This window comes from Paenibacillus thiaminolyticus (genome assembly GCF_007066085.1).
Classification (GTDB): Bacteria; Bacillota; Bacilli; order Paenibacillales; family Paenibacillaceae; genus Paenibacillus_B; species Paenibacillus_B thiaminolyticus.
Genome location: NZ_CP041405.1, coordinates 1,698,629 through 1,711,121 on the forward strand (window position 1 = coordinate 1,698,629; position 12,493 = coordinate 1,711,121).

General features: G+C 46.6%; 12 protein-coding genes. 8 read left to right on the plus strand and 4 right to left on the minus strand.

Annotation, left to right across the window (positions count from 1 at the left end; all coding sequences use genetic code 11):
- The first annotated feature begins 156 nt into the window (after window positions 1-156).
- From FLT43_RS07600 to FLT43_RS30480, 3 genes are all read left to right on the plus strand, one after another.
- Window positions 157-1,275, plus strand: a complete 1,119-nt coding sequence (locus FLT43_RS07600; protein WP_087442282.1) for a DUF4261 domain-containing protein — start codon at window positions 157-159, stop codon at window positions 1,273-1,275.
- A 262-nt stretch (window positions 1,276-1,537) separates the two neighbouring features.
- Window positions 1,538-1,993 carry a hypothetical protein gene (locus FLT43_RS07605; protein ID WP_087442281.1) on the plus strand — a complete coding sequence of 152 codons (456 nt, stop codon included), beginning with the start codon at window positions 1,538-1,540 and terminating at the stop codon, window positions 1,991-1,993.
- A gap of 426 nt (window positions 1,994-2,419) precedes the next feature.
- Window positions 2,420-2,551 carry a hypothetical protein gene (locus tag FLT43_RS30480; RefSeq protein WP_255321585.1) on the plus strand — a complete coding sequence of 44 codons (132 nt, stop codon included), beginning with the start codon at window positions 2,420-2,422 and terminating at the stop codon, window positions 2,549-2,551.
- A gap of 585 nt (window positions 2,552-3,136) precedes the next feature.
- Here FLT43_RS30480 and FLT43_RS07610 read toward each other — a convergent pair.
- Entirely contained in the window at window positions 3,137-5,230 is a 2,094-nt protein-coding gene (locus FLT43_RS07610; RefSeq protein ID WP_174818185.1) for a TerD family protein, read from the minus strand.
- A 373-nt stretch (window positions 5,231-5,603) separates the two neighbouring features.
- On the opposite strand from FLT43_RS07610, the gene FLT43_RS07615 reads away from it, so the two are divergent.
- From FLT43_RS07615 to FLT43_RS07635, 5 genes are all read left to right on the plus strand, one after another.
- The gene (locus FLT43_RS07615; protein ID WP_087442279.1) at window positions 5,604-6,539 is read left to right on the plus strand and encodes an aldo/keto reductase; all 936 of its coding nucleotides are present in this window, start codon (window positions 5,604-5,606) and stop codon (window positions 6,537-6,539) included.
- 241 nt (window positions 6,540-6,780) lie between these two features.
- Window positions 6,781-8,052, plus strand: a complete 1,272-nt coding sequence (locus FLT43_RS07620; RefSeq protein WP_087442278.1) for a helix-turn-helix domain-containing protein — start codon at window positions 6,781-6,783, stop codon at window positions 8,050-8,052.
- 265 nt (window positions 8,053-8,317) lie between these two features.
- Window positions 8,318-8,509, plus strand: a complete 192-nt coding sequence (locus FLT43_RS07625; RefSeq protein ID WP_244194170.1) for an aspartyl-phosphate phosphatase Spo0E family protein — start codon at window positions 8,318-8,320, stop codon at window positions 8,507-8,509.
- A 152-nt stretch (window positions 8,510-8,661) separates the two neighbouring features.
- The gene (locus FLT43_RS07630) at window positions 8,662-10,035 is read left to right on the plus strand and encodes an XRE family transcriptional regulator (protein ID WP_087442277.1); all 1,374 of its coding nucleotides are present in this window, start codon (window positions 8,662-8,664) and stop codon (window positions 10,033-10,035) included.
- 44 nt (window positions 10,036-10,079) lie between these two features.
- Window positions 10,080-10,823 carry a cyclase family protein gene (locus tag FLT43_RS07635; RefSeq protein ID WP_087442276.1) on the plus strand — a complete coding sequence of 248 codons (744 nt, stop codon included), beginning with the start codon at window positions 10,080-10,082 and terminating at the stop codon, window positions 10,821-10,823.
- 165 nt (window positions 10,824-10,988) lie between these two features.
- Here the strand turns inward: FLT43_RS07635 and FLT43_RS07640 are convergent, their stop codons facing one another.
- The 3 genes from FLT43_RS07640 to FLT43_RS30035 are packed head-to-tail and all read right to left on the minus strand — an operon-like array spanning window position 10,989 to window position 12,481.
- Complete coding sequence (locus FLT43_RS07640; RefSeq protein WP_087442275.1) at window positions 10,989-11,507, minus strand: VanZ family protein; 519 nt, start codon at window positions 11,505-11,507, stop codon at window positions 10,989-10,991.
- Between the two features lie 59 nt (window positions 11,508-11,566).
- The gene (locus tag FLT43_RS30030) at window positions 11,567-11,923 is read right to left on the minus strand and encodes a DUF4180 domain-containing protein (protein ID WP_244194169.1); all 357 of its coding nucleotides are present in this window, start codon (window positions 11,921-11,923) and stop codon (window positions 11,567-11,569) included.
- A gap of 18 nt (window positions 11,924-11,941) precedes the next feature.
- Window positions 11,942-12,481 (minus strand): PadR family transcriptional regulator, encoded by a 540-nt coding sequence (locus tag FLT43_RS30035; protein ID WP_244194168.1) that lies wholly within the window; start codon window positions 12,479-12,481, stop codon window positions 11,942-11,944.
- Window positions 12,482-12,493 lie beyond the last annotated feature (12 nt).

The following is a 12,493-nucleotide window of genomic DNA, read 5'->3' on the forward strand; positions in this document are numbered from 1 at the left end:
GTTTCGTTTCGAAACGGCTCTTTATTTTGTTCCCTTGGCACTTGAAACCTTCCGGACAAAAAATCAAACTCCTATTGTCGATGTCCGCAAACTGTTTACTTTGAAAGATGGCGCCGACACGTTACAATATTATGGTAAGGGAGAGGAGAGGATGTAATGACAGCCCAACAACAGGCGGCAATGAACTCTATGATAGAATGGCTGGCTGATGAACATGAACTCGGCCGCAATCCGAGCAAGATTGAGATCGCAGGTGAATTCGATCTGCACAACATGCACTATTACATATTCAAGTACAAAAAGACAATGCTCGGAAAATGGCTTCTTGGCGTCTGCGGCGGCTACGAAACTCCACCTGACACGGAGCATTGCGGCCATGTGTTCAGTGAGATGCAGCCCTATGATCCGGATACCGCGAAGCAGAAAGCGATTGCGATGGTCGAAATGATCCGCGAGTATTGGATGCAGCAAGCGGCAGCATTTGAGGCAGAGCAAGCTCAATCTGACCCTGCCGAACCGAAAAAGGAATCATCCGGCCTTTTTAACGGTTTCGTGCTGCTGAATTCTTCGGAATGCGATCTTGAAAAGATCAAGGCGAATCTGCTCCAAGACTGGAACATTTCCTGTCCATCGGGTGAAAACTCCGAGGAAGAAAGGGAGGGAATCCTCGTCTGCGAGGTGGAAGGCTTCACCTTGGCCGTAAGCTTTGTCGATGCTCCTGTGCCGGACGGCGAAGCAGAGCATTACGCGCAAGGCAATTACCTTTGGCCGGAGGCCGCGGAGATCACCAAAACGCATGTGGCCCAGCTCATATTGGCTGTATTTACCCGCTCCGGCTCCCCGCTGGATAGCGGAAGAATGTATACTAAGCTAGCCGCCAGCTGCTTAAAGCTCCCGAATGCAATCGGGCTTTATTCATCCGGCACCGTCTACCAGCCTGAATTCTTTGTGGAGCTGGCCGAGATGATGAAGGCGGATGACGAATTTCCTTTACTAAATCTGGTTTATTTTGGCCTTGTCGGAACGGAAACAGGGGTGAGCGGATATACAATCGGGCTGGAGCATTTCGGCAAGGACGAAATCGAAGTGCTGGACAGTCAGGCAACCCCTGCCGAGCTGCGCAACTTCCTGATTGATATTTCCGCTTATGTCGTAGAACAGGACATCACTTTACGAGATGGCGAAACGATCGGGTTCACGGCTGAACAAAAGCTGCCGATTACCCGTTCTGAAGGCGTATATGTCAACGGAGATAGCCTTAAAATCGAATTTTAAGACAGAAAAAGAGCAGTGAAGCGAGTGGCTTCCTGCTCTTTTTTGTGGTCCGGTTCTCGATGGCAATCTGAAACGTTTCCATTTCAATTTGAAAGATCCCCGCAGAAAGACTCCAATACCTAAAACCTGTCGAGGAAAGAATCAAGAAAATTAAGAATCACTGAAACCTTTAGGTTGTAGAAGACGTCTTAAGACATAAAAGGAAATACAATCCAGTTGAATCCCAGAAAAAGTACGTAATTAAGGAGGTGTTTTCACGAACATGGGAAAAATGAAGTATGTCAAACTTAGTCTGCTAATTCTTTTTTTCACTCTACCCTTCAACGCAAACGCACAAACAACTAAAGGAGATGAAATGTTAAAAACAGCTAAAGAAAAAGTAAATGTGTCCCAAGTGATGGAGCAGAAAATTGAATCCTGCTTCGAGAGAGAGTCCAGAATATTACCCCCTCTGCAAACAATGATTGAGAAAGTAAAGGGTAAAAAGAAAGAAGAAAAAATCGAAGTCAGCATCATGCTTCGATACGATTCAAATGTAACTAAGGAGGCATTCATAAGACAACATGATGACCTTTTTAATGACTCCATTACCGACATTAATGGGTTTGGAGTCTATAGTTTTTTTACAAAACTAACCATTGAACAAATTCATAAGCTAGCTGATTTTGATGAGATATCCTCCATTTCAACAACAGATGATGTAGTTTCTGTGTATTAGTACCCGCTGTAGTGAATGAATAAAAAACCGTTCCTTCGTAAAGGGCAGTCCGCACCCCCAATTTACTCAGAACGGTTTTTTTTATTTTGGAGGAAAGGCTGTTTTTTCAGTGACTTTTAGAATAGTCCACTAATCTCAAGGCGAGATTTGACCGGACCAGTCAATGGCATAAGTTGCATCATTGTAGGCTAGAATTCCGACTTTGTAGGTGCCCTTTAATAATTCCTTAATCATACACGTTATCAACTCTCGCCGGGAAATTTCTGAACTGAACAAAAACAACTCACGGCAAAGCCCTGATCTTCATGGGGTCGGATTGCTAAATATTCAGTAAGTGGTTAAAACATATGGCGGTCATTTAACAACGATAGCGAGAGATAAAAATTTTGAAACAATCATTGTTCTCCCCTTTAAGGAGGCCGATAAATGACGGTAGGATTAGGCAGGACTTCACTTTACGAGATGGCGAAACGATGTTTCACGGATGAACAAAAGCTGCCGATCACCCGTTCTGAAGGCGTATATTTCAACGGAGATAGCCTTAAAATCGAATTCTAGGACAGAAAAAAGAGCAGTGAAGCGAAAGGCTTCCTGCTCTTTGTTGTGGTCCCGATGAGTCTGGGACGTTGGCGATTTCAAACCACGCATCCGCGTAGGATGCGACTTCAGCCCCATCGGCATCGACGAGGGCGAGAAGATTTCAATCCACGCATCCTCGTAGGATGCGACTTTTACGCAGACGATACAGTCAGGGAACTACAGCAATTTCAATCCACGCATCCGCGTAGGATGCGACAGCGAAAAATAACACAAGATATAACAATTCAATCAGTTTTCCACTGAAAATTCATAGGAAGCGAGCAAATTAGATCGGAATAAGCTTCAATCAATCAGTTTCCACTAACTTAATTGGATAATATTTCAATAAAATTGGTGCGAATCCCCCTGGGATTTCATGTGAGCTTCACATTCACACCTGTTTTTTCAGCATTCTTATTCTATTATTAATATATTGATACTTCCTCGTTTGCTCATGCCACGAGTTTTTCTCTTTTTCAGTATATCACAAGCAACTATTTTTAAATATGTGGCCGCACAACATCCAAATCAGGAAGCTGGACTTTCAGAATGAGAGGCCGTCCCCTACGAAGCCAGGAACGATCCCATAATCTCTTCCATATCGAACGGAGTGATTCCGCGCTGGACCGAAAATACGGTCTGCGCCTCCTCTTCCCGCTCGACAAGCTGTCCGCGTGCCAGCGCATGCAGCCGGAACAACTCATACAGATTCGGCTTGGCTGCCGTAGTCATCGCTTTGCCCATGGCGACCATTCCCGTCTGATGTCCTTCCACATTGTTATAGAATTGAGGATTGCGGGTCAACGCCAGATCGCACCAAATGACGGTGCGCTCCGCCAAATCGAGTATAGCCGGAATGGCAATCTGCGTGTTGGCCGTCAAATCAAGGCGATCAACGACGGTCGCCGGCTCGAATACTTCCCCCGAATTCGGATGCTGACGCATCATCCAGCCAGCGAAGCATTCCGGCAGTTCGCTATATGCTTGCCCCGTGAAGGAATGCAGCGAGGCCACAATATATCGACCGCCGTACTTGAGGACAGAGGGGATGTCGATATCGATGAATTCGCAAGCGCCATGCGGGGCCGATACGATATCGCCGCTATGGGCCGCCTTATAGCGCGCGGACCTCACATTCGTATACGAGATATGCTCCTTGTAATTCCAGGCGCCATCATACAAGACGGCAGAGAGATCGATATCGGTGCGGCCTGTCGCCTTTCCGTCGGTCACCCCTTCTTTCCACCACAGGAAAAAGCGAATCGTCTCCCCTGCCGGCATGGCCAGCTTGCTGCCGCGCACGAGCGTACGCAAGGATTTGCTGGCGGAACGCTGGGAGAAAGGCACCATATAGTTCTGCATTTGCGGATCAAGATAGACCTTGCCAAGACCAGGCAGCTTGGCGAAGCGAGCGACCAGCGCCTTCTCGCAAGTCTCCACTACGGCAGCGCATGCGTCCGGCACGACGGGAGGCCGTGTATCCGGTAAGGAGAACGCTTTGGCCACATTGCCTTTCGGGAAGAACAGCCGCAGTTCATTGGCATACTGGCGATACTTGAAATGCGTCATCACCTGCAGCAAGACCGATGTCGCCACCCGATCCGCTACCGATGCAAAAAACGATGCAATCCAGGCGGCCTCCGCTCCTTCCAGACGCAGCAGATGATCCAAGCGCCGGGCAAACTCGCCCGGCCGCTCCAATAGTTGCTCCACGGCCTGATCGGTATCGCAATAGCGCAGCGCCTCCTCTACACGATGGCCAAAAGTCGCATAAGGCCGATTGTTGCGCAGTACATCGAACGCTTCCTGAGTGCGCGGATAACGGCTCTTATATTCCGAAGGATGCAAGATCTCGCCAAGGCGCACCCAGCGGTCGCGGTAGCGAAGCATATCTTCGACCGGGTGCGAGGATTGCTCCAGCAAGCCAAGCAGCAACCGCCGTTCTGCCCGCGTGAACTTGCGGAAGGACGTGCTCGCGGCTAGGCTGACATCGCCATTCGACCAGGCAACCGCCAGACGCAGCACGTCTGTCGCCGTCCGCACATAGCGTTCAATGCGAGTCACGTCCGCCTTGCCGCCGCGCAGCAAAGCAGCGACGATAAAGCCGACCTGCTCCTTATGCGGGATCGCGTCCGGCAATAATGCGTCAATGTCATGATCATGCTCAATGACCCAGGCCAGATCCTGTCGGTCCGTGTCCGAGATGGACGTATTCGCCTGCATCAGCTCACGCATGAGCTGGCGGAAGTGCTCCTCGCTGCCGAGCTCGATCATTTCCAGCTTCGTCTTGCCCCGAAAAAGTTCCCGAGTGATCGACTCCATCTCCGGCACTTCATTGGTCACATAGTGATACCATGCATTCAAATATAACTCGGCATCGCTTGCTTCCATGACTTGCTCCGGGAAATTCGGATACATCGGCCGATAGGCAACATGCGCGCCGACGAGCTTTTTCAAGCTATGGATCAATAATTTGTACCATCTGAAAAACGAAACCTCCGACAGCGTGCGAAGAGCCGCAAGCAGGGCGGGAGAGCAGGTGAAACCGAGTGCCGCTATATTTTTCATTGCCGTCGCCAACTGCGCGTCCGGAAGCTTGGATTGTTCCGGCACCACGATTACTTTTCGGCTTCTGCGCAAATAAATCTCGTTCTGCATCACGTCATACCCCTTTTCGATGGAACTGCATCGCCAGGAAAGCCGCCCCTCTAGTAACACCCAAGTTATTGTAGAAGGAAGAAAGACGATAGCCTGGCGACTGCAGTCTGGTCTCTTCCGGAAAGCTGCTGCCCTAAATCCAGGGTAAAGGCAGTAGAAGGAAGGTTAGCAATAGCCGGAAGATGGGAGCGCCGTTCGGTCTGTTGCCCGCTCGGCCTCTTGGTTATTATCTTCGCGTCATTGGGAGCTCGCGAACAGGGCGCAAGTATGGCGAACCTGGAAAAATGATGCTTGGATAGGTTTTTCCTTCGTTTGCCAGCGGCGATCCGCAACTGCTATACTGAAGGCATCATGAACAAAGGAGTGAAGGGGAATGACGCAGAAGACGCGCATCGGCAAGACGGACTTATGGGTTAATCCGATTGGGCTTGGCGCCAACGCGGTCGGGGGACATAACATTCACCCGAACTTGAACGATGAGACAGGCAAGGAGGTCGTCCGTACTGCCTTCGATCAGGGCATCGACTTTGTGGACACGGCGTTCATCTATGGGCCGGAGCGCTCCGAGCAGCTTATTGGCGAGGTGATGAAGGAGAAGGGCAACCGTTCGGACATCGTGATCGCCACCAAGGGGGCGCATAAGTTCGTGGACGGCAAGGTGGAGATCGACAACTCCCCCGCCTTCCTTACCGCTGCCGTAGAGAACAGCCTGCGGCGTCTTCAGACCGACTACATCGACTTGTTCTACATTCACTTTCCGGACGAACAGACGCCGAAGGACGAGGCCGTTGGCACGCTGAAGAAGCTGAAGGACGAGGGGAAAATTCGGGCGATCGGCGTATCCAACTTCACCATCGACCAATTGCGGGAAGCGAATAAGGACGGCTGCGTCGACGTCATCCAGGACGAATACAACCTGATCAAGCGCGACAAAGAGCGTGATCTTCTTCCTTATGCGGCGGAGAACGGCATTTCATTCATCCCTTATTTCCCTCTGGCGTCAGGCTTGCTGGGCGGCAAGTACACGAAGGATTCACAGTTCATGGACGGACGCGCCAACAGTCCGATGTTCCAGGGCGAGGCGTTCGCCGCGAATCTGGAGAAAGTCGAGCAAATCCGGCAGATAGCGGAGGCGAAGCAGGCCGAAGTGGCCCATGTCGTGCTGGCCTGGTATTTGACGCGGGACGCTATCGACGCACTCATCCCGGGCGCCAAGCGGCCGGATCAGGTGCTGAACAACCTGAAGACCTTATCCGTTCGGCTGACTCCGGAGGAGATCGAGCGGATCGATAAGATTTTCAAAGCATAATTGCATATTGATCCCCGAGGGCTGTCCGACACGTCAGAGAAAAATGACGAAGGGCAGCCCTTTTTGACAGGATTCGCAGCGACTCTGCTCTCATCAGGCGCCTGTCTCCCACAACCGACTGTCATCTCCATAGATATTTCTCTTAAAATGGGTATTTTGTCATATCGTGTTTACAAAACGAGAGAGGGATGGTAAATTATAGGTGATATATCATTGAATATGGGGAGAAGGTGCTTATCGGATGGCACAAATATTGTCCATTGGTGAATTAATACAATGTCACAGATACAATAGAGGCATGACGTTAGCGCAATTGTCAGAGCTGACAGGCATACATAAAGGGACCATCTCCAAAATTGAAAACGGTAACGTGAAAAGACCGGAATATAAGACCATCCGTCCGCTTGCAGACTCATTGCAGATCCCGCTAGAGACTTTAGTCGAACTGCACATCACCGTGGACAAGAGGGCTGACACCCTACTATTTGTGTTGCAGGACGTGATTCAGCATTCGGGCACTGCCGAGCTGGTGACTAAAGTAGGCAGAAAATTTTTAGAATCACCCAGTGACGATAGTCACGCCTTGGTGGAACGGCTTTATGACTTCGCGGGCCACGTAGAAAATAAGGAGATTCAATTCGCCCTATATCAACTCATTGTTGACTATTCTCGCGATCATGGCATCATGCCTTTTCTGGCTAGGGGATTATTCCAAGTGTATCTTATCGAGAGGGATGACTTTACCAGGCTCAGAGCGGTTTATGAGAGCGGCAAGCATATCGTTCAGTACGCCCAATCTTTAACCAGCGAAGACAGAGTCACTTTGTATTACAAATTAGGTGTTCATGCATTAAATTTATGTCTGTACCAGCAAAGTATTGAACTCTGTCTCCATGTTCTTCGTGAAGCAGATGCAAACAATTGGTATTACATAAATGCGCTTGGCATAATTCGTGATTCTTACTTCTATATAGAGAACTACGAAAAGTCTGAATATTACTCTCGACTCTATTCACAATACGACTATCCTCATATTAAGACATATTCAATTCTTATGACAGCATCGCTCAACGCAAAAAAGGGAAACACTGAAGTAGCTATCGAACAGTTTACATCATTTTTGAAAACATGCAATCGGGATGATGCTCTTCTGGCAATGAATCAATTAATGAAAATATATTTGCGGGAAAATCGATTGGAAGAAACGGAACAACTGCTTTCATATCCAGTATGCCCGCTATCTATCAGTACAAATAATCCCAATATTATCTTGCAGCTAGGTACATACTATTATCATCGAGCTGAATATTTTGTTGCCGTAGGCGATCTTCAAAAAGGAATATCTGATTTCTTAGAGAGTGCGTTACATTTTTCGAGAGTCAATAATACCGATAAAGAAAAAGAATGCATTAATAACATCGTCCGTAGCCATTTACAACAAAATGTTGGAATTTCAATATCAACATTAGAAAAGTTGAATAAGTATTACGAACTCAGCGTAGCTAAAGACTGATAAAATGGAGGGATTCATGTGAAGCGTTTCATCGCGAAGCTATATAGTGGTCTCTTTTTCTCTGTAATTGTTGGTATAAATACGATTGCCGTACTTCTAGGAAGCGAAAACGGTCATCATCCTTGGTAAGAGTACCTGATAGGTACTCTTTTTCGTTTCTTCATGTTTCCTATATTTGAATTTATTGTAATTCATTAGACACATTGTATACTCATAGTTAAGAAAGCGCCCCATTATCCAAGCTGATGTGAGGTGACGAACTATTGTGTACAATGATGATATTCTCCATAAAATTAACGGACTTCGACAAAAATTGATCCACATTGCCAATCAAAAAGGCAAATTTACGGATGACGAAGTCGTTCAAGTTAGCCAACAGCTAGATATTTACATACTTGAGTTTCAAAAGTATTATATAAAACAACAAGAAAGAGTCATAGCTAAAAGGAGCAGCTAGGCTCAGGGAATAGCTTGGTAGTAAACAACTTGTGGGGTCGTCAAATGGCAAACGAATTAATCCAAGCGTTGCAACGATGGGTAGCTGGTCCTAAGACTATAAAATCAGTCATGGGTCATATCATTTGAATATGGGGAGAAGGTGCTTATCGGATGGCACGACTACTGTCCATTGGGGAGTTAATACAATGTTACAGACGCAATAGAGGCATGACGTTAGCGAAATTGTCAGAGTTGACAGGCATACATAAGGGGACCATCTCCAAAATTGAAAACGGTGACGTGAAAAGACCGGAATATAAGACCATCCGTCCGCTTGCAGACACCTTGCAAATCCCGCTAGAGACGTTGGTCGAACTGCACATCACCGTGGACAAGAGGGCAAACACCCTCCTCTTCATGTTGCAGGACGTGATTCAGCATTCGGGCACTGCCGAGCTGGTAGCCAAAGTAGGCAGAAAATTTTTAGAATCCCCTAGTGACGATAGTCACGCCTTGGCGGAACGGCTTTATGACTTCACGAGCAACGTAGAAAATAAGGAGATTCAATTCGCCCTGTATCAACTCATTGTGGACTACTCTCGCGATCACGGCATCATGCCCTTTCTAGCCAGGGGATTACTGCAGGTATACCTTATCGAACGGGACGACTTCACCCGGCTCAGATCGGTTTACGAGAGCGGCAAGGATATCATTCAGTACGCCCAATTTTTAACCAGCGAGGACAGAGTAACTTTGTATTACAAATTGGCGATTCACGCATTCAATTTATTTTTGTACCGGCAAAGCATCGAGCTCGGCCTCCACGTCCTTCGGGAAGCAACCCCAGACAACTGGTTTTACATTCATGCGCTAGGTATATTGCGTGATTCTTATTTTCGCATTGGAGATTACGAAAAGTTGGGATATTATTCAAGCCTCTATGCTCAATATGACTGCCCTCAGATTAAAGCCAATTCAGTGCTCATGGAAGCAGCGATTAATTCTAAGAAGGGGAACACCGATGCCGCTGTCACAATACTTACATCCTTTCTGAAAACATGCAGCCAGGATGAAGCTCTTCTTGCAATCAACCAATTAATGAAAATCTATTTGCCGGACAACCGATTAGTTGAAGCGGAACGATTACTTGCTTACCCAATCCAACCGCAATCCATCAGCACAAACAACCCCAATATCATCTCGCAGTTGGCCGAATACTATTTTCATCGAGCGGAGTATTTCGTTGCCGCTGGCGACATTCCAAAAGCAGTATCAGATCTGCTAGAAAGTGCATGGTACTTCTCTAAGGTGAACGATACTGACAATGAAAAAGAATGCATAAACAAATTAGAAAATTTAAATGATGCACTGTTGGCCAAAGTCAAGGAGCTTAAACAAAAATTAATCCACATTGCCAATCAAAAAGGCAAACTTACCGACGACGAAGTCGTTCAAGTTAGCCAACAGCTAGATAATTACATACTTGAGCTGCAAAAGTATTATATAAAACAACAAGAACAAGACATAGCTAGAAGGAGCAGCTAGGTTCAGGAAAAGACTTGGCAAGTATACAACTGTGGGGTGTTCAGATGGCAAACTCAAACGAATTAATCAACGCGTTGCAGCGATTAAAAGAAAAGGAATGGGTCGATCTGACGCATACGTTCGGTCCGGAATCGCCTCATTTTTTCGCTTTTGCCGATGCCCAGTTCACGACCCTATTCAACCATGATGACGGATTTTTTGCACAGAGCTTTACATTTGCCGGACAGTACGGAACGCATTTGGATGCTCCCATTCATTTTGTGCGGAATAGGCGTTATTTGGATGAGCTAGATTTGAAGGAATTGGTCCTGCCTCTGGTCGTGATCGACAAGTCCAAAGAAGCGGAAGCGAACCATGACTATGCGCTCAGCGTAGAAGACATTTTGCAATTTGAAGCGGAGCACGGCACCATCGAGGCAGGCTCCTTCGTGGCGCTGCGAACCGATTGGAGCAAGCGGTGGCCGGAAAAAGACGCCTTCAATAACAAAGATGCCGACGGCCATAACCATGCACCGGGCTGGTCGCTGGCCGCGCTTCAATTTTTATTCCAGGAAAGAAATATCAAGGCGATCGGCCATGAAACGTTCGATACGGACGCGAGCATCGACTATCAAAAGAATGGCGCCCTGTTAGCCGAGTATTACGTGCTGGAGCAAGACGCCTACCAAGTCGAGCTTATGAAGAATCTCGATAAAGTGCCGGCCACAGGCGCCATCATTTTTAACATTGTGCCCAAGCCGGAGAAAGCATCCGGATTTCCGGTGCGCTCCTTCGCCATCTTGCCATAAACGCAAAAAACACGCTGCCGTTACGCAAGCGTGTTTTTCTATTGGCTAAGCCAAGCAGCCGCATCCCCTTATGTCATAACCCGCCCAGCACTTTCATGACTTCGGAGTGCTCTATCCGTTTTTTATTGTCGGGATCAAGGTTCTTTGATAAATAATCTGACATGTTTAGTATTCTTTTAATATTTTTTGGACCGCTGGTCTTAAAACTAAAAAAATAAGATAGCCCAATAAACCACCAATTGTGTTTGTAATCAAATCAGTCACATCAAAAGTTCTTGAATGTAAGCCTCCCCACCACGCACTTAGTAACTGAGAAGATTCAATGATTAAGCTAAAAAGAAAAGTCAATGCTACCGTAATCAGAACACCTTTTTTCTTAGAGATGGGATATAGAAATCCAAATGGCATCATCATAATAACATTTAAAAGAAGTTCTCTAGCCGCCCCACTGTAATTTGCCATTAAATCTCTAAAAGGAATAAAATTCGCTGTTTCCATAAACAAATTATTAGTTCCGCCAAAGGGTAAGGTAAATGGCATTACCGTAACAAATAAAACCATTACAATATAAACGTATATTATTGAATTCAGTATTAAATGCTTTTTTGATTTTTTACTCCATTTCCTATAAAAAAACAAAACATAAATGAATGCTAACAAAATAAAATCAATAAGATAGTCCATTACCGAACTCTCCTCATAACTAGCTTATTAACCCCTCCGATTTTTTGCTAAGAGAGTGATTAAATAAGCCAGCTTTCCGCGTCCTCTCTCGTTGCAAAAACCCCAAAATGGTTGCTCCGATTGGATTCGGTGACCATTTCCTTGAACCTGCCTTTATTCACCGATGGATCGGGAATGACGACGGCCGTTTTTACACCGTAATTGATAAATTTCTGCATCATTCTTCCCGCTACGCCTGTTCTCAGATTGAAAAAGTCCTCCGATAGCGCCTCCCCATGCAGCATCAGAAAATCGATATTATGTTCTCCGCACAGCGCAACCAGATCTACGGCATCCTGCTCTGTATTTAGCGGGGTTTGGCTAGAGATCAATTCGATATACTTTTTCGTTCCGTTCTCCACAATTTTATAGTTCATTGTCGTTCTCTCCTCCATTTATGTTCTGTCATCGAGTTCCTTGCGAATGCCTTGCACCCATTTCAGTTCGTTGTGATAGAGGGATAACTGATTTTCAGCAATTTTATCCCATAAAAAGGTTTCCCGCTCGTTTCGATTGGGCGCCTGAACTCCGCGCTTCATTTTTTCCTGCTGGTAGATAAGCTGCATGTTGATTCTGCTTTCATATCGATCCAGCAGTTCATGTAATTCCTGGTCGCTCAGTTGGTCTGCCCACGCCAATTGAATAAGGAACGTGTTCTTGAGCTCGGGAACTTCCGGTTCTTCAAGAACCCATTCTTTCAATCTGGCCAGCCCTTCCTCCGTAATACTGTAAATTTTCTTGGATGGAGAGCTTTCCTGATGCTTAATCTCGTTCGTCACCAAGCCTTCATTCAAGAGCTGAACAAGAGATTTGTAGATTTGATTGTTGTTGCCGGACCAATACATAGCTGAAGAGTCTTCAAAAATCTTTTTTAGTTCATATCCGGTACCAGGCTTCCAGCTAAGAAGGCCAAGTATGGCATATTTGATCGACATAAAAGCCACCTC

Coding starts and splice junctions, on each gene's coding strand:
- FLT43_RS07600 (WP_087442282.1), top strand. CDS start 157: ATGACAGCCCAACAACAGGCGGCAATGAACTCTATGATAGAATGGCTG.
- FLT43_RS07605 (WP_087442281.1), top strand. CDS start 1,538: ATGGGAAAAATGAAGTATGTCAAACTTAGTCTGCTAATTCTTTTTTTC.
- FLT43_RS30480 (WP_255321585.1), top strand. CDS start 2,420: ATGACGGTAGGATTAGGCAGGACTTCACTTTACGAGATGGCGAAACGA.
- FLT43_RS07610 (WP_174818185.1), bottom strand. CDS start 5,230: ATGCAGAACGAGATTTATTTGCGCAGAAGCCGAAAAGTAATCGTGGTG.
- FLT43_RS07615 (WP_087442279.1), top strand. CDS start 5,604: ATGACGCAGAAGACGCGCATCGGCAAGACGGACTTATGGGTTAATCCG.
- FLT43_RS07620 (WP_087442278.1), top strand. CDS start 6,781: ATGGCACAAATATTGTCCATTGGTGAATTAATACAATGTCACAGATAC.
- FLT43_RS07630 (WP_087442277.1), top strand. CDS start 8,662: ATGGCACGACTACTGTCCATTGGGGAGTTAATACAATGTTACAGACGC.
- FLT43_RS07635 (WP_087442276.1), top strand. CDS start 10,080: ATGGCAAACTCAAACGAATTAATCAACGCGTTGCAGCGATTAAAAGAA.
- FLT43_RS07640 (WP_087442275.1), bottom strand. CDS start 11,507: ATGGACTATCTTATTGATTTTATTTTGTTAGCATTCATTTATGTTTTG.
- FLT43_RS30030 (WP_244194169.1), bottom strand. CDS start 11,923: ATGAACTATAAAATTGTGGAGAACGGAACGAAAAAGTATATCGAATTG.
- FLT43_RS30035 (WP_244194168.1), bottom strand. CDS start 12,481: ATGTCGATCAAATATGCCATACTTGGCCTTCTTAGCTGGAAGCCTGGT.